19 protein-coding genes, 1 tRNA gene and 1 pseudogene are annotated in these 20212 nt (G+C 68.2%); 5 read left to right on the forward strand and 16 right to left on the reverse strand.

Translation table 11 applies throughout. From position 1 onward, the window contains the following. Positions 1 to 117 precede the first annotated feature (117 nt). Complete coding sequence (gene gdhB / locus P1K31_RS13000; protein WP_379794429.1) at positions 118 to 1422, forward strand: glutamate dehydrogenase GdhB; 1305 nt, start codon at positions 118 to 120, stop codon at positions 1420 to 1422. Between the two features lie 62 nt (positions 1423 to 1484). Here gdhB and rimI read toward each other — a convergent pair whose 3' ends face one another. From rimI to P1K31_RS13030, 6 genes are all read right to left on the reverse strand, one after another. After that, the gene (rimI, locus tag P1K31_RS13005; RefSeq protein ID WP_276303751.1) at positions 1485 to 1955 is read right to left on the reverse strand and encodes a ribosomal protein S18-alanine N-acetyltransferase; all 471 of its coding nucleotides are present in this window, start codon (positions 1953 to 1955) and stop codon (positions 1485 to 1487) included. A gap of 186 nt (positions 1956 to 2141) precedes the next feature. Further along, entirely contained in the window at positions 2142 to 2309 is a 168-nt protein-coding gene (locus tag P1K31_RS13010) for a hypothetical protein (RefSeq protein ID WP_276303752.1), read from the reverse strand. 68 nt (positions 2310 to 2377) lie between these two features. Beyond that, positions 2378 to 4471, reverse strand: coding sequence for a glycyl aminopeptidase (locus P1K31_RS13015; protein WP_276303753.1), 2094 nt, complete (start codon positions 4469 to 4471; stop codon positions 2378 to 2380). Between the two features lie 338 nt (positions 4472 to 4809). Next, positions 4810 to 6786, reverse strand: a complete 1977-nt coding sequence (locus P1K31_RS13020) for an aconitate hydratase (RefSeq protein WP_276303754.1) — start codon at positions 6784 to 6786, stop codon at positions 4810 to 4812. 169 nt (positions 6787 to 6955) lie between these two features. Then, the gene (locus tag P1K31_RS13025; RefSeq protein WP_276303755.1) at positions 6956 to 7972 is read right to left on the reverse strand and encodes a YeiH family protein; all 1017 of its coding nucleotides are present in this window, start codon (positions 7970 to 7972) and stop codon (positions 6956 to 6958) included. Next, the gene (locus P1K31_RS13030; protein ID WP_276303756.1) at positions 7969 to 8109 is read right to left on the reverse strand and encodes a hypothetical protein; all 141 of its coding nucleotides are present in this window, start codon (positions 8107 to 8109) and stop codon (positions 7969 to 7971) included. The genes P1K31_RS13025 and P1K31_RS13030 overlap by 4 nt, the downstream gene beginning before the upstream one ends. Before the next feature lie 41 nt (positions 8110 to 8150). Between P1K31_RS13030 and P1K31_RS13035 the strand changes: the two genes are divergently transcribed. Beyond that, on the forward strand, positions 8151 to 8699 hold the full coding sequence (locus P1K31_RS13035) for a deoxyuridine 5'-triphosphate nucleotidohydrolase (RefSeq protein ID WP_276303757.1): 549 nt from the start codon (positions 8151 to 8153) through the stop codon (positions 8697 to 8699). 27 nt (positions 8700 to 8726) lie between these two features. On the opposite strand, the gene P1K31_RS13040 is transcribed toward P1K31_RS13035, so the two are convergent. Next, complete coding sequence (locus P1K31_RS13040) at positions 8727 to 9599, reverse strand: DUF7537 family lipoprotein (RefSeq protein ID WP_276303758.1); 873 nt, start codon at positions 9597 to 9599, stop codon at positions 8727 to 8729. Between the two features lie 94 nt (positions 9600 to 9693). Between P1K31_RS13040 and P1K31_RS13045 the strand changes: the two genes are divergently transcribed. After that, a complete protein-coding gene (locus P1K31_RS13045) occupies positions 9694 to 10392 on the forward strand; it encodes an SDR family NAD(P)-dependent oxidoreductase (protein ID WP_276303759.1) in 699 nt (232 codons plus the stop codon). Between the two features lie 614 nt (positions 10393 to 11006). Here the strand turns inward: P1K31_RS13045 and P1K31_RS21895 are convergent. Continuing rightward, a complete protein-coding gene (locus tag P1K31_RS21895; protein ID WP_368410862.1) occupies positions 11007 to 11480 on the reverse strand; it encodes an amidohydrolase family protein in 474 nt (157 codons plus the stop codon). Positions 11481 to 11593: 113 nt separating this feature from the next. Further along, positions 11594 to 12427 (reverse strand): annotated as a pseudogene (locus tag P1K31_RS21900) (amidohydrolase family protein); the annotation flags it as partial. On the opposite strand from P1K31_RS21900, the gene P1K31_RS13055 reads away from it, so the two are divergent. Then, a complete protein-coding gene (locus P1K31_RS13055) occupies positions 12399 to 13121 on the forward strand; it encodes a ferredoxin--NADP reductase (protein ID WP_276303761.1) in 723 nt (240 codons plus the stop codon). The pseudogene P1K31_RS21900 and the gene P1K31_RS13055 overlap by 29 nt on opposite strands. A 61-nt stretch (positions 13122 to 13182) precedes the next feature. Here the strand turns inward: P1K31_RS13055 and P1K31_RS13060 are convergent, their stop codons facing one another. The 5 genes from P1K31_RS13060 to P1K31_RS13080 form a co-directional block, all read right to left on the reverse strand. Next, positions 13183 to 13941, reverse strand: a complete 759-nt coding sequence (locus P1K31_RS13060) for a hypothetical protein (protein WP_276303762.1) — start codon at positions 13939 to 13941, stop codon at positions 13183 to 13185. 201 nt (positions 13942 to 14142) lie between these two features. Beyond that, entirely contained in the window at positions 14143 to 14271 is a 129-nt protein-coding gene (locus P1K31_RS13065; RefSeq protein WP_276303763.1) for a hypothetical protein, read from the reverse strand. 78 nt (positions 14272 to 14349) lie between these two features. After that, on the reverse strand, positions 14350 to 15165 hold the full coding sequence (locus P1K31_RS13070; protein WP_276303764.1) for an aldo/keto reductase: 816 nt from the start codon (positions 15163 to 15165) through the stop codon (positions 14350 to 14352). Positions 15166 to 15252: 87 nt separating this feature from the next. Next, positions 15253 to 15744, reverse strand: a complete 492-nt coding sequence (locus P1K31_RS13075; protein WP_276303766.1) for a hypothetical protein — start codon at positions 15742 to 15744, stop codon at positions 15253 to 15255. A gap of 177 nt (positions 15745 to 15921) precedes the next feature. Next, positions 15922 to 16188, reverse strand: coding sequence for a hypothetical protein (locus tag P1K31_RS13080; protein ID WP_276303767.1), 267 nt, complete (start codon positions 16186 to 16188; stop codon positions 15922 to 15924). Positions 16189 to 16799: 611 nt separating this feature from the next. Here P1K31_RS13080 and P1K31_RS13085 point away from each other — a divergent pair. Continuing rightward, a complete protein-coding gene (locus tag P1K31_RS13085) occupies positions 16800 to 18191 on the forward strand; it encodes an ATP-binding protein (RefSeq protein WP_276303768.1) in 1392 nt (463 codons plus the stop codon). A 399-nt stretch (positions 18192 to 18590) separates the two neighbouring features. Here P1K31_RS13085 and P1K31_RS13090 read toward each other — a convergent pair. Then, positions 18591 to 18663 (reverse strand) — tRNA-Arg (locus P1K31_RS13090). Between the two features lie 47 nt (positions 18664 to 18710). Next, the gene (locus tag P1K31_RS13095) at positions 18711 to 20210 is read right to left on the reverse strand and encodes an MATE family efflux transporter (RefSeq protein WP_276303769.1); all 1500 of its coding nucleotides are present in this window, start codon (positions 20208 to 20210) and stop codon (positions 18711 to 18713) included. Between the last annotated feature and the right edge of the window lie 2 nt (positions 20211 to 20212).

Genomic DNA, 20212 nt, shown 5'->3' on the forward strand with positions numbered 1-20212 from the left:
ATAGACGAATCGGGTACGGGTGTACATGATACGGAGGTGGGGAGCGACCCCGTCCGCGACAGCGACCGGTCGAGCGCGTCCGAATCGTTCTTCGAACCGGTACGACCGAGGGGGGAACTGACGGTGGCGACGACCGAACCCGGGGCGGTTCCGTCCGAGTCGGCGTCGGCGACCGAACCCGAGTCGGCGCTGGCGACGGCGCGTCGGCAACTGGAGCGCGCCGCCGCGCACCTCGACATCGACCCGAACGTCGTCGAGCGGCTCAAACACCCACAGCGCGTCCAGCGCGTCTCGCTGCCGCTCGAGCGCGACGACGGCAGTGTCGAAGTGTACACGGGCTACCGCGCCCAGCACGACAGCGTCCGCGGGCCGTTCAAGGGCGGCCTGCGCTACCACCCCGACGTGAGCGAGGAGGAGTGCATCGGGCTCGCGATGTGGATGACCTGGAAGTGTGCCGTGATGGACCTCCCGTTCGGCGGCGCGAAGGGCGGCATCGTCGTCAACCCGAAGGACCTCAGCGTCGACGAGAGGGAGCGCCTGACGCGGCGCTTCGCCCAGGAACTGCGCGACGTCATCGGGCCGATGCAGGACATCCCCGCGCCGGACATGGGGACGGACGCCGAGACGATGGGCTGGTTCATGGACGCCTACTCCATGCAGGAGGGCGAGACCATCCCCGGCGTCGTCACTGGCAAGCCGCCCGTCATCGGCGGGAGCCTCGGGCGCGAGGAGGCCCCCGGCCGCAGCGTCGCCATCGTCGCCCGCGAGGCCTGTACGTACTACGACCGCCCCCTGGAGGACGTGACGGTCGCCGTGCAGGGGTTCGGCAGCGTCGGCGCGAACGCCGCCCGCGCGCTCGACGACTGGGGCGCGACGGTCGTCGCGCTGAGCGACGTCAACGGCGCGATCTACGACCCCGACGGACTCGACACGAACGACGTGATGGGCCACGACGAGCGCCCCGGGATGGTCTCGGGCTACGACGCCCCCGAGACGCTCTCGAACGAGGCGCTGCTCGAACTCGACGTGGACGTGCTCATCCCCGCGGCCGTCGGGAACGTCATCACCGAGGCGAACGCGGGCGACGTGCGGGCGGACATGGTCGTCGAGGGGGCGAACGGTCCGACGACGTTCGCGGCCGACGCGATCCTCGCCGAGCGCGGCGTCGAAGTCATCCCGGACATCCTCGCCAACGCGGGCGGCGTCACCGTGAGCTACTTCGAGTGGCTCCAGGACGTCAACCACCGCTCGTGGTCGCTCGACCGCGTGAACGAGGAACTGGAGGCGAAGATGCTCGACGCGTGGCGCGACGTGCGGAGGACCTACGAGGCCGACGACGACCTCACGTGGCGTGACGCCACCTACGTGGTCGGCCTCCAGCGCATCGTCGACGCCCACACCGCCCGCGGACTCTGGCCGTAACGGGAGTCGAGCCTCCGTCGTTCCCTCTCGCCCGGGAGGGGGATGGGACCGCCGGGTCGCGGCTACAGCTCTCGGACCATGACGTACGCGCTCTCCCCGTTCCCGTAGTAGCGCGGTATCGTTCGCCGGTACTCGAAGCCGTGGCGTCGGTAGAGCCGGATGGCGGCCTCGTTTCCCTCGCGTACCTCGAGCTTCACGTACCCCGCGCCACGGCTCTCCACCACGGCGAGCGCGCGCCGGAGCAGCGCCGTCCCGACGCCGCGTCCCTGGTAGTCGGGGTGGACCGCGAAGTCCTTCACGTGGCCGATGTCGCGGCCGAAGTTGCGCGTCACGTCCGCCACGACGTAGCCCGCCACCCGCCGGTCGGCCTCCGCGACGAGGAATCCCGGGTCGCCGAGGAAGCGCTCGAACGCCTCGTAGGGCCACGGCTGGGGGAACACCGCCCGCTCGATGCGGTAGATCTCGAGCAGGTCGGCCCGCGCGGCCGGTCGGATGGTCGGGGACGCACCGCCCCCGGGCGTCGCCTCCGTCACGGGGGAACTGAGGCGCGCGATCGGTATGAGCTTCCGGGTTCCGGGGGTCGGATGGTTCGGTGAGCGTTGCGGCCGGTGATTCGGTCCGCGGGCCTCGAAAGCCCCTTTCAGTCCCACCCGAGGCCCGGAAACGGCCACCGACCGTGTATCCGAACCCGACCGGCAGTACGACGCGGACCCGTTCGGTCAATCGGCGAACTGACGCGCCTCCCCGGCGGCGGCGTCCGCGGGAACCTCCCAGCGGTAGATCGCCGCCGCGCTCGCGAGAAAGCCCGCGCCGAGCGCCGCCGTGGCCGGGATCGGGGCCGTGAGGTCGGCCACCGCACCCGCGACGGGTTTCAACGGGACTCGCACCAGTGCCCACGCGAGCGAGGCCGCGCTTGACGCCGTCGCTCGCCCTGCCGACCCGATCGTTGACGGAGTTACTGACGCCGAGCGAATACGAGGACGAGGCTGACGACCGCGAACAGTACCGTTATCATTTCGAACCCATCGCCACCCGTCGAGGTCGTCTCCGGCTCTCGTGTCGGCGTCGGTGACGGGTCGACCGTCACCGTCGTCGTCTGCCCGTCGATCCGGTAGACGTGCTCGCCCGGCCTCGCCATCGTCTCGTTGTAGCTGATCGTGCGTTCCCCGTCAGGGGCTAGCTCGACCCGACGCGTCTCGATCGGCTCGCCGTTCTGGTGGAGTGTGAGCGTCCCCGCTGCGGGGAACGAGTGGTCGTTCCGTACAGTCGCAGTCACTACGACCGCGTAGCGTGGCTCCCCTGTCTTCGCGGGTGTCTTCGCTGTTTTCTCCGCTTTGATCGTGGTAACCGTCGGTTTCGCCGGCTTGCGGACGCTGACGGCCACTCTATCGCCCTCGATCCCTAGGTCGTATTCGCCCGCCGTGGGGAAGCGGTGAGTGAACGTCAGCGTTCTCGTTTCACTCGGGCCGAGGCGGCCGTGCTGACGACTCTGACGTTGCCCGTTCACCAGCAGTTGCGCGTCGTACTCGCCCGCCGTCCCACCGGTGTTCGACACCACCACGTCGAGGGTGAGCGTCTCGCCGGTAGCGATCCGAATCGGGCGCTCGGTGCCGACCGATCCCCTACGGTATGGACCGCTCACGCGATAGCCGGATGGGTCCTCCAGGCCGGGCAGGGCGTAGCTGATACGTGCCGGCGTAGTACCGAACACCCGGTCGTGGGTCTGTCGATCCCACGTCGCTGGCGTCTCCTGCGTCGTCGTGTATCGGTCGGCCTGCGCGACCGTAGGGTCACCGGCGGTCTGGCGGACCAGCTCGCGGAACGACGACCCGGTCACGGCACTACCGTGGCTGTTCATGCGGCTGAACACGTCCTGGAGCGAACGCGTCCCGTCTGACGACTGCCGGGTCTTCCTGTCGAGTTCGCCAGCGACGAGCGCGCCCTTGGTGTATGGGGCGACTGTGTCCCACGTCGTCGGGTCCGCGAGCACCGCGTTCCTGTACGGAGTCCGGGTACCGAGCGCCAATCGATCGCGGAATGCCTGGAATCCGATCCGGTTCTGTCGAAGCGTCAGCAACGCCGCGTAGTAGGTCGCGCTCGCTTCGGTGAACCACCGAACGTCGGTTGCGGCCGTATAGCCCTGGCGCGTGTGGACGTACTCGTGGAGCCAGACGTTGTCAGCCGTGTCGAGCCGCTCGTTGTCCCGCACCCACATGTCCGCGCTACCGGTCTGCAGGCCGCGAACCCCCCATCTGGTCGACCGGCTGGGTGCCGCGACCACGAACACGTGGTCGTCTCGGTCGCCGATCCGGAGAGTGTCTGAGGCTGCCGTCAGCGAGTCGAGAATCCTCGTCGGCGACTCGGCGAGACTGGCCTCGGTAGGGACGATGAGCCGGAAGGTCTGTCCGTTGGATGTCCGGGTGATCTCGCGGTGCTCGCCGAGGAACGCCATCGCATCACCGACAGCGCCTGGACCGGCAGTCGTCGTCTCGCGGGACAGTCCGATGGTTCCGCTACCGGTCCAGCTCCATCCGGTCGCTGCCGGTGGCACGCGGACTAACGCCCAGTCCCCCCGGTCGACAAACGTGTAGTCACCTCTGCCGGCGATGGGGCCGGCCACGTCCATCGTCTCGTTTACGGGCATACGGTACGTGAGGGCGGGGGCGGATGTCTGTCGATCCCACGCGTATTCGGTGCCATCGCGCGGGACGAACCCGTCGGTGGATGTGACGGTCGCGCGCGTCGGCACCCGGGTTTTCAAATCGACGACATCCGTAGGAACCGAGTACCGGAGTGTCACTGCAATCTCCCCCGGCGCGTCCGGCACGAGCTGTAACTCCTGGGTGAGTTTGATCGTTCGGGATGTCGATGTGAAGGTGGACTGAGATGGCTCTACCGGGACCGTGGAGACCGAGGCGCTGGATACGAGCGACTGTCCGTGGTCAGTCGCCCCCGCAGCTGCAGCCGCCGGTACGCTCGCGCCGAGGACGAGCAGTCCGACCAGCAATACGATGAACGCAGCTGACGTGGAACGACAGTCCTCTGTCACAGCTCACTTCTTTAGTAAGAATACATTAATTTATTGAATCTGGATATATCCTCGAAGCCTGGCGGGTTCGTGGCACTATACCGTGGACTGTCCGCCGCTGGACGGGTAAAAGCGCTTCCCGCCGATCGATCGCACGCTCGCGTCGTGTCCCGCCGTGCGCGAGGCTGGCACTCGGAGCCCCGGAAGTGATCCTCGCGGTCGCCTACGACCTCCGCCGCACCGTCCGGTATCCACGCCACCAATCGCCGTGTACCGATTCCGCGGAACAGTCGTTCGAACGCTGCCGGCGGCATCTCGCGACCGATCGCACTGCGAGCGACCGCAGAAAAAGGTCGTTCTCAGTCGTCCGCGGGGGCCGCGCCGCCCGAGGACTCCTCGTACTGCTGTCTCGTGAGCGAGAGCTTGCCGCCGGCGGCGAGGATCTCGCGCTCGCGCTCGGAGGCGTCGAGGGTGGCCGTGAACTCCCAGTCGTCGTTCACGCGGACCGTGAACTCCTCCTGCCCGGAGCTGACCGCCTCGGAGACGTCGTCGACGATCTCGATGTCGTCGCCCTGCTCGATCCGCTCGTAGGTCTCCTCGTCGATGGCCAGCGGGAGGAGGCCGAAGTTGAACAGGTTCGCCTTGTGGATGCGGGCGAAGCTCTGTGCGAGGACGCCCTGGATCCCGAGGTACATCGGGCACAGCGCCGCGTGCTCGCGCGAGGAGCCCTGTCCGTAGTTCTCGCCGGCGACGAGGAAGCCGCCGTCGGACTCGAGCGCGCGCTCGGCGAACGTGTCGTCGACGCGCGAGAGGGTGAACTCCGAGAGCTTCGGGATGTTCGACCGGTACATCAGGATGTCCTGGGTCGCCGGGATGATGTGGTCGGTCGTGATGTTGTCCGCCATCTTCAGGAGGGCGGGACCGGCGAGTTCGGACTCGAGCGGGTCCTTGAGCGGGACGTCGCCGATGTTCGGCCCCTTGACGAGGCCGTCGTCGACGGCCTCGTCGGGCGCGATGAGGTCGACCTTCGAGCCGCTGTAGGCCTCGGGCAGTTCGACGCCGGGCGCTTCGAGGTCGCCGAGTTCGCCGGCGAGGTCGCGCGGGTCGACGATCTCGCCCGCGATGGCGGCCGCGGTGGCGACCTCCGGCGAACAGAGGTAGACGTTGTCGTCCTCGATGCCGGAGCGGCCCTCGAAGTTGCGGTTGAACGTGCGCAGGCTGACGGAGTCGCTGGCCGGGACGTGGCCGATCCCGATGCAGGCCCCGCAGGTGGCCTCGGAGAAGTTGACGCCGGCGGCCATGAGCTCGGCGACCCAGCCCTCGCGGGCTAGCAGTTCGGAGGCCTGCTTCGAGCCGGGGGCGACGATCATGTCGGTCTTCTTGTCGACCTCGCGCCCCTCGAGCATCTTCGCGGCCGGGAGGATGTCCTCGTAGCCGCCGTTCGTACAGGAGCCGATGATGACCTGGTCGACGGACTGGCCGGCGACCTCGTGGACGGGCACGACGTTGTCGGGCATCGACGGCGTCGCGATGAGCGGTTCGAGGGAAGAGAGGTCGATGACGAGTTCGTCGTCGTACTCGGCGTCCTCGTCGGGGCCGATCTCGACGAACTGGTCGCCCCGTCCCTGGCGCTCGAGGTAGTCCCTCGTCCGCTCGTCGGTCGGGAAGACCGAGGAGGTCGCGCCGAGTTCCGTCCCCATGTTGGTGATGGTGGTGCGCTCGGGGACCGAGAGCGACTCGACGCCGGGTCCGGTGTACTCGAAGATCTTGCCGACGCCGCCCTTCACGGTGAGCCGACGGAGCATCTCGAGGATGACGTCCTTCGCGGTGGCCCACTCGGGGAGCTCACCCTCGAGGCGGACGTTGACGACCTCGGGCATCTCGATGTAGTACGCGCCGCCGCCCATCGCGACGGCGACGTCGAGGCCGCCGGAGCCGATCGCGAGCTGACCGAGCCCGCCGGGGGTCGGGGTGTGAGAGTCGGAGCCGAGGAGCGTCTTGCCGGGCGCGGCGAAGTTCTCCTTGTGGACGTTGTGGCAGATGCCGTTGCCGGGGCGGGAGAAGTGCGCGCCGAAGGTGCCCGCGGCGGAACGGAGGAAACGGTGGTCGTCGGTGTTTTTGAAGTCGAACTGATACGTCTGGTGGTCGCAGTACTGGGCGGCGAGTTCGGTCTGGACCTCGTCCAGCCCGAGCGCCTCGAACTGGAGCCAGACCAGCGTACCCGTGGTGTCCTGCGTGAGCACCTGATCGATCTCTATGCCGATCTCCTCGCCGGTTTCGAGTTCCCCTTCGACGAGGTGGTCGGCCAAGATCTTCTCAGTGAGCGTCTGTCCCATATCACCCGAAGATGCCTCCCGTGGAGATATAAATCCCGCGTGTTCGGCCAGCTTTGCGTTAGGACGCCCCAAAACACCCGTATTCTGCACTTTTAGGCGACGTGCCTCCGTGAATCGTCCACGAACGATGACGACGGTTTTTGGCCGGCCGCACGTTCCGCCGGCGAACCTACGTTCCGACGACGAGCGTCACCGCGACCAGCGCGAGCGCGCTCACGATCGTGAACTGGACGAGCACGAGCGCGACCGGCCTGAGCCCGGCCGTCCGCATCTCCCCGACGCGGATGTCGAACCCCAGCCCGGCGAACGCGAGCGCGAACAGCCAGTCGTTCGTCGCGGCGAGCAGCGCCGTTCCGTCCGCAGTGAGCGCGCCCGCGCTCGTCGCGCCGACGACGAGGAGGAAGCCGACCAGGAACTTGGGGTACTCCGTCCAGAGCGCCCGGAGGTCCGTCCCGTCGCCGCGGGCGTAGTGGACCGAGTAGCCGATCGCGACCGCGCCGATGAACGCGTTGCGGACGAGCTTCGTCACCGTCCCCCACCGCCCGGCGACCTCGCCGTACGCGAACGTCGCGGCGGCGACCGGCCCCGTCGAGAACATGCTCAGGCCCGCCCACACGCCGAACGGCTTCTGGCCGAGGCCGAGCGCCTCCCCGGCGAGCGGGAACGCGACGATGGTGACCGCGTCGAACAGCAGCACGGTCCCCGCGGCGTACGCCACCGTGCTCTCGTCGGCGTCGACGACCCGGGCGACGGCGGCGACGGCGGAGACCCCACAGACGCTCGCCCCGGCGGCGAGCAGCGAGCCGGTTCGCTCGGGGAGCGAGAACACCCGCCGCGCCAGCGTCTCCCCGAGGAGGACGCCCAGGACGACGACGCCGAGCGTGAGCGCGACGACGGTCGGTCCCGACGCGACGACCTCCCCGAGCGTCAGCTGCGCGCCGAGGAGGACGATGCCGACCTCGAGTGCGAGCGTGTGGAGCCCGATCCCGGGCTCAGCCCACGCGGGCGTTCCCACGGTGTTGGCGATCATCGCGCCGACGAGGATGGCGACCACGAGCATCCCGACGCCCGGCACGACCGCCGCCACCCCGTGGGCGGCGACGGCGACGGCGACGAGGACGGCCGCCCCCGGGGCGAGCGAGCGCGCCCGCGCCGCGGCCAGCGACGACGGCCGGGTCGCCGTCACGGCGATCCGACCGCCACGACGAGAACGAGGCCGATGCCGATGGCCGTCGCTCGCCACCCCCGATCGATCGAGAACCACCACGCGCAGATCCTGTCGGCGACGGCCCGCCCGACTCGACGGGGCTCGAAACGAGACATTCGATACCTCGTTTCGGGGGGTCGCTGATAGCCGTTCCGTCGTGAGTCGAGGCGGGCCATCGGTCCGTGCGGCGCATCACAAGCGTCATCCGTCAGGTCGTCGCATCGCCGGTATGTACCGAAGCGGCGCGTTCGTCGCGGATCACTGCTCGCCCGTCTCGCCCGAGCAGGTCCAGCCGAACGGCCTCGATCTCACCCTCGGCACCGTCTTCGAACAGGTCTCCCGCGGGCGCATCGACCGCGACGGGAAGACGATCGGCGAGCGGGCGGAGTGTCCCCCCCGCGAGGGTCCCGACGCGGACGTCTTCCGCCTCGACCCCGGCGCGTACGTCCTCCGGTACGCCGAGACGGTCGGCATTCCCGAGGGGCACGTCGGGTTCATCTATCCCCGCTCGTCGCTCATGCGCAACTCCTGCATGCTCAACACGGCCGTCTGGGACGCGGGCTACGAGGGGGTCGGCGAGGGGCTGTTGCAGGTCCACCGCGATATCGACCTCGAACGCGGCGCGCGGGTCGCCCAGCTCGTCCTCGCCGAGGCCGATCACGAGGGCGTCTACGACGGGAGCTACCAGGGGGAGAACCTCGGGTAGCTCGGTTCGGTTTCGTTCAGCTCACCTCTACCGACTTCCCCGCTCGCGCGCGTACTCCAGCCACGGCGGCCGCTCGACGCGCGTCTCGCCGACGTCGGTGATCGCGTGTCGGTACGCGAACGACACCTCGGCACCCTCCGCGTCGACGAGCGTCGCCGACCACTCGTTGAGGCGGACGATCCCCGAGTCGTCGACGAGGAGCGTCGCGGAGAACGCGGCGAGGGTCGCGTTATCGGACGTGTGGGTCGGCAGGCCGTGGTACGCCTCGGGCCCGTCCGCGACGTAGCGCGTCACCGCCGCGCCGTCGAAGCGATCGGTCCCGGCGCGCTCGTAGCTGACGTTCCCGACCTCCGTGAGGGGGAGGCCCATCGCCTCGGTCACGTTCACGGGATCGGGGACGAACGACGAGCTATCGTTCGCCGACGCGACCGTGTAGGTCGCGTTCTCGTCCGTCGCGTTCGGGTCGAACTTCGACTGCTCGTACGTCGTCTCGCCCTCGGTGTAGGTGTCGATCGACAGCGCGAACGCGCTCCAACTGCGCGCCCGGTCCGCGCCGAGGTCGATCCGATACCCGACCGACGCGTTGAACTCGCTCGGTTCGACGGTCGGGTCGGTCGACGCGATGGTGATCTCCTGTCTCGCGCTGAACGACCCCGCCGCGCGGAGCGACCGCTCGTGGACGGCGGCGAGGTCGCTCGGGAGCGCGCTCGCCGCGTCGACCTCGGTCGCCGATGGCTCCTCGGTGTCGTTCGTCGCGTTATCGGGCGTCGATCCGTTCGTCGCGCCGTCGCCGGTCGCCGGCGCAGAACCCTCCGGGCCGTCGCCCAGGAGACCGGAACAGCCGGCCGTCGTCACGAGGAGCGCCAGCGTCAGCGTCAGCAGGAACTTCGTTTTGGTCATATCAAATGACACTCACGGAATGTAATAAGTATCCCGGCGTGACCTCGACGCGCCGGGGGCAAGGACTACGCCGACGGGGCGCGTGACCGGACGCATGACGCACACGGCAGTGATCGCCGGCGTCGGTCCCGGCCTCGGCGAATCGCTCGCGCGGCGGTTCGTCGAGGAGGGCTGTTCGGTCGGGCTGTTCGCCCGCTCGTCCGCCTACCTCGACGACCTCGCCGCCGACCTCGGCGAGCGCGCGCTCGCGGTCCCGACGGACGTCTCGGATCAGGCGCAGGTCGCCCGCGGGTTCGCCGAGGTCCGCGAGGCGTTCGGCCCCGTGGACGTGCTCGTCAATCACGCGAGCGCCGCCCCCTGGAGGGGGACGCTCGACATCTCGGGGGAGGCGTTCCGCGAGGCGCTCGCCGTCGGCGCGGAGGGCGCGCTCTACTGCTCGCAGGAGGCCGTGCGTGACATGCTCGACGGCGAGGGGGGAACCGTCGTCTTCACCGGCGCGACGACCTCGCGCCGGGGCCGCGAGGGGGCCATCGGCTTCTCCGCCGCGAAGTTCGCCGCCCGCGGGATGGCGGAGTCCATGGCGCGCGAACTCGGCCCCGAGGGGATCCACGTGGCGCACGTGGTGATCGACGGGCAGATCCTCACCCCCGGCGCCCGCGAGCAGGGCGACCGCAGGACGGAGACGTTCCTCGACCCCGACGAGATCGCCCGCGAGTACTGGCACCTGATCGAGCAGGACCGCTCGACGTGGACGCTCGAACTCGACCTGCGGCCGCACGTCGAATCCTTCTAGCACCACCACCTTTTGCTGCGTTCACGTGCCAGCGACCGCGAAGCGGGTCGCTGGCGGTTCGCTGGCAAAAGCTGGATCAAAAGCACGGTCGTTCGAAAGGCGCGTAGCGCCTTTCGTGATCTCGGAAGACCGCCGGTCTTCCGATGATTCGTCGGAGCAGCTTTGCTGCTCCGAGATGACGAGAGACGCCACCGGCGTCTCTCGAACCACGTCACCTCCTCGGGCGCTCGCTGCGCTCGCGCCCTCGTGGGTGCTGAACCGGTGTGGACGGTGGATCCCTGGCCAGTCGCCGGTCCGTATCTTTATATCCGAGAGCGGGACCAGCGTCCGTGTGACCTGACTTCGGTCGCGGGGTGCTCGCGGGTGTGCGACGCCACGCCCCGCGAACCCAGCCCCGCCCGCGGCGTCGCCTGTTCACCCACCGTTTGCTGCGCTGGTTCGCTTCGCTCACTCGCTGGCAACATCTGCATAGTGAGACGTTTCGCGTCTCACTGGACTCCGGAACCGTCCGGCGGTTCCGGAAGGACCGAAACCGCGCCTCACCCCCTCAGTCGCGTCCCTCCTTCGAGGGATTCGGCGCGTCCGCTGGTGCCGGCGGTTGTCTCGGCCGTCGTTCAGAGCCTGGACTCTATCCGAGACAGTCGACTTCGAGCATTCGACTGCGGTCCACACGGACGGTTCACGCCGTCCGGGTGGTGATCCTCGAACCCGCAGGTGTGCGCGATCGACCTACCCCACACCACCTCACCGCCCCTGTACACCGCCTCGACGTCCCGGAGCGCCTCGATGTCGTCGAGCGGATCGGAGCCGAGCGCGACGAGGTCGCCGTAGCGCCCCGCCTCGATCGCGCCGATCTCGTCGCCGGGGACGGTGCGGGCGGCGACGCTCGTGGCCGCCCGTATCGCCTCCATCTCAGAGAGGCCGACCGCAGAGACGAGCAGTTCGGCCTCGAGCGCGTTCTCGCCGTGGGGGACGAGGTCGGGGCCGATGAAGTCCGTCCCGAGGGCGACGGGGACGCCCGCCTCGTGGACCCGTCGGGTGGAGTCGAGGTGCGCGCGCCGGGCCTCGCGGGCCTTCCGCACCCCCACTCCGGCATGCCGTGGTCCGCGCCCTCCGCGACGATCCGATGCACGATGGAGAGCGTGGGGACGAAGGTGGCGTCGGTCTCGAGGAGGAGGTCGATCGCCTCGTCGTCGACGTAGAAGCCGTGCTCGACGGTGTCGACGCCGTTTCGAAGGGCGTTCTTGATCCCCGGCGCGCCCTGCGCGTGGGCGGCGACCGGGATCCCGACGCGGTGGGCCTCCTCGGCGAACGCGCGGATCTCGGCCGCGGTGTACTGGCTCTGGTCGGGGGCGTCCTTCTCCGAGAGCACCCCGCCGGTGGCCATGATCTTGATGCAGTCGACGCCGTCGCGGATACGTCGCCTGGCCCCCTTGCGACACTCGTCGGGGCCGTCGACGATCTCGGAGAGCCCCGCGCGCGAGCGCGACCACTCGTAGGGAAGGAAGTGCGAGTCGCCGTGTCCGCCCGTCTGGGAGAACGCCCGCCCACTCGTGTGGATCCGCGGACCGGGGATGACGCCCTCCGAGACGGCCGTCCGGAGGCCGAGGCCCGCGGCGCTCCCTACGTCACGGACGCTCGTGAAGCCCGCCGCGAGGAGCCGCCGGAGGTCCGCGGTCGCGCGGGCGGTCATCGTCGCCACGTCCTCGCGCGCCCAGTCCATCGGGCTCATCGTCCGCACCCCGGCGAGGTGGACGTGGGCGTCCACGAGCCCGGGGATCACCACGTCGTGCTCGACCCGCTCGCCGACCGCCTCGACCTCGTCGCGTGGACCGACCGCCGCGACGCGCCCGTCCTCGATCACCACGCGGGCGTCGTAGCGCGGTTCGTCGGCGATACCGTCCACGAGCGTGCCGCAGTCCACGGTGAGCATACCGGGTGTGGGGGTACCGGCGACAAAGCCCTGCTGGGTAGGATTTTCGTCGCGGGGGCGCGTAGGGACGTCCATGACCGTCACGGCCGAGGTCGTCTCCATCCATCGGATGACGCCCCGGGTCAAGCAGTTCCGCCTGCGAGCGGAGGGCCACGAGTTCGACTACGAGCCGGGACAGCACACTACCGTTCAGTTCGAGCGGGACGGCGAGGAGGTCGTCCGGCCGTACACGCCGACGAGTCTCCCCGGAACGGACTCGATCACGCTCGCCATCAAAGTCTACGACGACGGGACCGCCTCGGCGTACATGCACACGCGCCGCGTCGGCGACGAGGTCGTCCTCGGCTCGCTGGAGGGGAACCTCACGCTCGAGAACCCCGAGGCTGACGTCGCCTTCGTCGCCACGGGGACGGGCATCACGCCCGTGATGGCGCTGCTGAAACAGTACCTCCGCGAGGGTGAGGGCGACGCCCACTTCTTCTTCGGCGAGAAGGACCGGGAGAGCGTCCTCTACCGCGAGACCCTGGACCAGCTCGAGGCGGAGCACGAGAACCTCACCGTCGTCTACTCGCTGTCGGACAGCGGTTACGAGTGGACCGGTCCCACCGGCCACGTCCAGGAGCACCTGGAGGCGTCCCTCGACGACTTCGAGGGGCGGGACTTCTACGTCTGCGGCGTCCCGGCGATGGTCGTCGAGACGACGGAGCGCCTGGCGGCCCTCGGCGCGCCCGACGACCGGGTGTTCACGGAGGGCTGGGAGGAGGGTGCCGTCGCGGACGAGGACGACGGCGGGTGATCGGTTAGCGATCCGTGGGGCGGCTGCGGCGGAGCGACCGCGGGGCGACCACCGTGAGTGCCTACCACGGCGTGACGCCGCCCCGGTAGGTGCGGATGCGCTCGGCCGCGCAGTCGCTGTAGCGCAGCATCAGGCGCGGCTCGCGTCCGTCCGGTTCGACGTAGCGACACCCGCAGACGCTGCGCTCGTAGTCGAAGTACTCCGCCTTGATCGACTGGGTCTCCCAGGGATAGCCGCTGACCATCGGGCTCACTACCAGCGCGCCGTCGTCCGGTCGCATCGAGCCGACGTCGTGGTCGAGGCCGAGCGCGTGGCCGCACTCGTGGAGCGCTACCTGCATCGCGTAGGTCCCCCAGGTCCGCCCGACGACCGTCGACGCGATCGCGGCCGGCGGGAGGCTCGCCATCGCCGCCGCGCCCCCGACCGCCGCGACGTGCGGGACGCCCGCGCCGGTCGGCCACTCGGTCAGCGGTTCGTCGGTGACGAGGAGGTTGACGTCGTCGCAGGGCGTCGCCGGACCCAGCCCGGCGCTCCCCTGGGCGAGCCGTCGCGGCCACTCGCCCCCCACGACGAGGTCGTACGCCCGCTCGGTCGAGACGCGCAGCGTGCCGCCGAACTCGAGGACCGTCCCGTCGTGCGCCCGTCGGAACGCCCGTCCGAGGTAGTCGCCGACCCGCCGTCGCAGCCCCGGATAGGCCGCCGCCCGTTCGCTGAACCATACTTTCACGTTGAGGGTGTCCTCCGGGCGGGAGATCCATCGGCCGGTGAATCCCATCGATCCGATCGCTCCCGCCGAGAGGAGGAACTTGCGCCGTTTCATTCGTGCCAGCCACGCGACACCGTGAGGGCCGCCGTTTCCGTATCCCACGTGCTCCGTCGGCCGCCCGGCGTATCGTGCTAGCTGGGACTGACTGTCGATCCCGCATGACATCCACGTCAATACGTATAGCCCCCGAACGAGGCCGGGGCTACACACGTGGCAAGTGGGCTGGTATCGGAGGACTCGTCCCGTTCGCCGGCACTACCGCGAGTCGTCCGTCTCGCCTCCGCCGAAGCGCTCGGGTTCGATCCGCGAGAGCCGGGTCGCGAGGACGTCGGTCACGGGGTTGCACCCGGGTTCGTAGTCGGGTGCGAAGACGAGCTCGCGCATGTCCCACGTCCGGGCGCGAGGGTCTTACACCGCGCTCGGGCGGATCGTCGGAGACGCGTCGCGCCCGCCCTCCTCCCCTTACAGCCCGAGGCGGTCGCGCAGTCCGTCGATCGGGCCGCCCGTCCCCTCGAAGACCGCCCGCATCTCGTCGTCCGCGAGCGCGAAGTCGAATACGTCGAAGTTCTCCCGCAGGTGGTCGCGACCGGCCGCCTTCGGGATCGCCGCGACCATCTCCTGCTGGAGGAGCCAGCGGAGCGCGACCTGGGCCGCGGTCTTCCCGTACCGGTCGCCGATCTCCGCGAGCGTCGCGTTCGACGTCACCTTTCCGACGGCGAGCGGGCTGTACGCCGTCAGCACGACCCCCTCGTCGATGCAGGTCTCGAGGAGCGCCGACTGGTCGCGGTAGGGGTGGTACTCGACCTGGTTCGTGAGGATCGGCGCGTCGGAGCGCTCCATCGCCCGGCGCAACTGATCGACCGAGAAGTTACTCACGCCGACGTGTCGGACGATCCCCTCGTCCCGGAGGTCGTTCATCGCGCCGATCGTCTCCGCGAGGGGCACCGTGCTGTTCGGCGAGTGCATCAGCAGCAGGTCGACGTAGTCGGTCCGGAGCGCCGCGAGCGACTGTCGCGTCGACTCGAGGACTCGGTCGCGGCTGCGGTTCGACTCGCTCAGCTTCGTCGTGACGAACACGTCGTCGCGGTCGACGGCGGCGGTCGAGACCGCCGCCCCCACGGCCCCCTCGGTGCCGTAGATCTGGGCCGTGTCGACGTGGCGGTAGCCGATGTCGAGGGCCGCCTCGACCGCTCGCCGACAGACGTCAGTCGAGTCGAACCGCGCGGTTCCCAGCCCGAGGGCGGGGACTTCGACGCCCTGCGTGGTTACGTACTCCATGGGTCGAACGCCTCCGTCCGCCCCTTCGCGCGCCGGCGACGAAAGGGAACGGCTGGCAACGTCCCGACCCGAGGAGCGGTGGTCACCTCACTCGGCGCGCCGCCCCCGGGCCGAGTCGTGACGGGCCTCCAGCCGTTCGGCGAGGCCGTGGACGACCGTGGAGCGGACGATCGCCCGCCAGACGTCGCGGGGCAGCGAGCGGAGGACGGAGCGGAGGAAGGCCCGCGTCCCGCTCGTCATCGCGTCCGTCGAGAGGGCGGTCGCCGTCTCGCGGTACGCCCCGGCGAGGGCGTCGTAGTCCTCGGCGTAGAGCGTGAAGGTGTCCGGGTTGGTCGTGGGCGGGTACGGCGGTGACTCCCACTCCGCGGGGAGTTCGGGGAGCAGCGCCCGCCAGCGCACCGCGGCGAGGTCGAGGACCCGCCGCCGGCGAGCGAGCGAGGTACAGCTGTCGAGGAGGAGCGCCACCCGCCGGTAGGCGGACGCGATTCGTTCGGCCGTTTCGGCGACGGTTCGGCATCGAGCGGCGAGGATGTCCCGTGGCGACTCCCCGAGCGACGGAGTCGCGCTCGTAGCGGACATGACTGCCCCTCGGGTGACTCTCCGGATAACTGTTCCGTCACCGATCGTACCGTCACCGCGCGCGACGGGAATACACGTAGCCCCGCTACGCGCTCGCGTTCGCCTCAGGCGGGCAGCGGGCGGCGCACTCCGGAAAAGCGCCCGGCCGCCTCGCCCGACGCCCGACCGCGGCGCGGGTTAGAACCCGGTGTAGTACATGAGGAAGCCGACGACGAGCCACGCCCCGACGAGCAGTCCGACGGCGAGGGCGATCACGATGTCCCGCGGCGTGATCCCCTGCGGGACGTACTCCCCGTCGGCCCCCCGCATCGCCCCGCAGCGAAGGCACTCCTGCGCGTCGAGAAACGGGTTCTCGATCCAGTCGTGGCCGACCCGCCAGCAGACCACGGGGCCGAACAGTGCCGGCTCCGGGACGGGCGGTGGAGGCGGGGACGTGTCGTTCATCGCGTACGGCTCCGCCCCTCGATCAGTTGCGCGGACAACACAGTTCGAAGGAGGGCCTACACCTCATAAAACACTAACGAGCAATCCTACACACGGCAATACATTAGACCACGATTACAAATGATAGATGACATTATTTGAGGTGGTGACCTTTTGAGCCCTCCGGGGTCGTCACGCTCGTTCGCTCGTCGCAGAAGGTGGGTCAGCGGTTCGCCCCGCCGTGTCGGGCGCTGCGACTGGCAGGGTTCAAATCCCGCGGAGTTCGATTGCGGTCGCTCACGTCCGTTCGAGACACGCAGAACGAGCCCGACGGGACCAAGTGAAGCCGGTGACCACATGTACGCGTACTTCCGGATCGTCGAATCTGCTGGGCGACCTACTTGGTAGCGAACAACGGTTCACGACCGTAGTCGTCGGTCACTCCCGGGCGGTTGTGTTCGATGCAGTCGTCGACGATCTCTCGGATCTCCTCGTCCACTTCGTGATTACGTTCACTTCGTAGGCCTCCACCGTCGATACACGTGTACTAGAGAGTACGATACTTTATAGTACGATACTTTAAAGTATGGTTAACAAAAGTACTATGTCGACCGGGGAAGACATCGAATCGTATGCCCGGCTTCGTGAATCGGACGGAGGAACTCACTCGTCTCTACGACCTTTACGACTCAGACGATGCAGAATTAGCAGTGATCTATGGACGGCGACGGCTTGGGAAGACTGCACTCGTCAAACGCTCGCTCAAAGAGTACGACCAGGCGATCGTCTACCAAGCGAAGCAGAAAACGGAGGCGTTACAACTCCAGCAATTCATCGAAACGGTGTCGGAGCTCTATCCCGGAATCATGCGCATTCGTGAAGACTGGGAGGCAGTTCTCGGCTATCTCGCCGATCAGGACGCGATCGTCGTTCTCGACGAATTTCCGTACCTCGTCGAACAGGACCAGAGTCTCCCATCCGTCCTCCAGGCAATGTTCGACCACGAACTCAATGATTCGACGGCCACCATCGTACTCGTCGGGTCGTCGATTAGCATGATGGAGGAAGCAGCGCTCTTGGGGAACAGTCCTCTCTACGGCCGATCGTCTCTCAATTTAGACATCAGGCAGCTCCCGTTCGATGCTGCAATGGAGTTCTTCGCCGACGAGTACACGTCAGAGGGACAAGTCCTCACCTGGGGTGTCTTCGGCGGTGTTCCGTACTATCTCGAAGAGGTGTCCCCCGAAGTTAGTCTCGGCGAGAACGTTCAGCGAACGATCCTCTCGCGACACGGCTCCCTTCACGACGAGCCCGACTACGTCCTCCGGATGGAACTCACGGAACCGACACGCTACTTTTCGATTCTGGAAGCCATCGCCGGTGGAAGCACGAGCCGAAACGAGATCGCCGGAACGACTGGAATCGATTACAACCAGCTGTCGAAGTATCTGAATCGGCTCTCGCGGCTGCGATTGGTTGACCAGCACGTCCCGATCACCGAACGGAAGGAGCGGACCAAGCGAAGTCGGTACCGCATCCGCGACCACTTCTTCCGTTTCTGGTTTCACTTCGTATACGGGACGGGAGACAGGTACGACGAACTCGGGGACGAAGCCTACGAGGTGCTGATCGAACCGGAGTTGGCAGACTTCGTGAGCCACCCGTTCGAGGAACTGTGTTGCTCCGCTCTGCGGACGCTTTATCCGGAGTACACGATCACGGACACCGGGCAGTGGTGGTACGGCGATCACGAGGTCGACGTCGTTGGCCTCACGACTGGAGAGACGCTGATTGTAGGCGAATGTAAGTTCCAGAACTCACCGCTCGGATACGGCGCGTTCTCGACGCTCCAAGACCACGTCGACGAGTTACGATGGACGCCGAAAGGTGGTGGCGATCGAACGCACGAATACGCGCTCTTCTCACGGAGCGGATTCAAGTCATCCGTGGAAGAGGCTGCCGAAGAGCGGGATGATCTTCGACTCTTCACCGTCGAAGATGTCGTCGAGGCTCTCAGCGCGTGACTCTGGCCGAGCCAGTCGTTCGATTCGTGTTGGCCCAAAACATCCGGCGCATCTTCTGTGTGGCGTGTTTAGACTGTGTAGACAAACGGGCTCGGTGAACGAACGGGGGGGAGATAGCAGCCCTCAACAACGCACAATGAGTGACGAGTCTCCTGCGCCAAGGCATTAAGCCAGACCACGTACCATTTGGCTCCTACCAACCGCAAGACTACGGCGTCGCCGTCACGCTGCATAACGAACTCCAGGCCCGATCTGGCGGCGGTATTTATAAACGCACCGCTGCTGTCTGTTGGTTTGAAAGCGTCATGAAACGGAGCGAGCCTGACGGGACCGAGCGAAGCCGGAGGCTTCGCGAGGGTCGTCAGGCGAGTCGACCGAGAAGCGAAGCGACGAGGGAGACGAGCCTGACGGGATTTGAACCCGCGACGTCTTGGTCCGGAACCAAGCACTCTGTCCACTGAGCTACAGGCTCCCGTTCACCCGTACCTCGCACTGTCGTATAACGGTTGTGTGTTCGCCTCAGTCCTCGCCGTCGGCCTCGGCCGCCTCGACCCGCGGCGTGGGGGGCGACCGCACGTCCACGACCGCCTGCTTCCACGTGCCGCGGAGGAACCACAGCCCGGCGGCGATCGCGCCGACGACGTTCCCGAGGGCCATCCCGATCCAGATGCCCGTCGCGCCCATGTCGGCGACGAACGCGAGGCCGTAGACCGTCGGGACGCGCCCGACCCAGAGCGCGACCATCGAGAACGCGAGGGCGGTGCGGGTGTGCCCCGCGCCGCGGTAGGCCCCGAGGAGCACCTGGAGGACGCCGATGAACGCGAACTCGACGGTGCGGACGCGCAGGTACTCGGTGCCGAGTTCGATCGTGCGCAGCGCCTCGGGGGTGCGCTCGCCGATGAACACCGCGACGATGGACTCGGCGAACAGGAGCGCGACGAGCGCGACGACGATCATGATGCCCGCGGCGGTCCCCGCCGCGAGGTGGACGGCGCGCTCGGCCCGCCCCGGTTTTTCGGCCCCGAGGTTCTGTCCGACCATGGTGTCGGTCGCCCGCCCGAGGCCCATCGCGGGGAGGAACACGAGCGAGATGAGGCGGTTGCCCAGCCCGTAGGCGGCGACCGTCGCCGTCGGGAAGGCGGCGACCATTGCGGTGAGGGTGATCATCGCCAGCGCGCTGGTGGACTGCTCGAGCGCGCTCGGAACGCCGATGCGGACGATCTTCCGGATCGCCGTCGGGTCCGGCCGGAGGTCGGCGAGGCGGACCGTCGGGCCGATGCCCGTCCGGAGGATGAGATAGAAGCCGACGGCCATCGCCGCGAGGCGCGCGAGCAGCGTCGCCAGGGCCGCGCCCGCCACGCCCATCCCGGCGAATCCCGTCGCGCCGAACAGCGCCGCTTGCAGGCCGTCCATGCCGAGCACGCCGAACAGCGGGTTCGCCTCGAACCCGAAGATGAGGATCGGATCGAGCGCGACGTTGAGCGCGACCGAGAGGAACATCACGCGCATCGGCGTCCGGGTGTCGCCGTAGCCGCGCATGAGCGCCGAGAAGACGAAGAAGCCGAACATGAACGGCGTGCCGAGGAAGAACACGCGCATGTACTCCTCGGCGAGGGGGATCACGTCGGTCGCGGTCTCGGGATCGGTCGGCAGGAGCGACAGCGCCGGCCCGGTCGAGAGGTAGCCGACGACGGCGATGACGAGCGCCAGGAGCGTGACGAACGAGAGCGTCTGGCCCGCGATCTCCCCCGCCGAGTCGTCGCTCGACGCGCCCGTGTACTGGGCGACGAGGATGCTCCCCGCGACGGTGAACCCGCCGCCGATGGAGAGAAAGAGGAAGATGAGCGGGAAGGCGATGCTCATCGCGGCCACCGCCGCCGCCGAGAGCTGACCGAGCCAGAGCGTGTCGGCGATGTTGTACGCCACCTGCAGTAACTCGGTGACGACGATGGGCCACGCGAGCGTGAAGAGCGGACGCGCCAGGCTCCCCTCCGTGATGGTGTCTCGTGCGGGGCTCACTC

The organism is Halomarina halobia, assembly GCF_029338575.1.
GTDB classification, from domain to species: domain Archaea; phylum Halobacteriota; class Halobacteria; order Halobacteriales; family Haloarculaceae; genus Halomarina; species Halomarina halobia.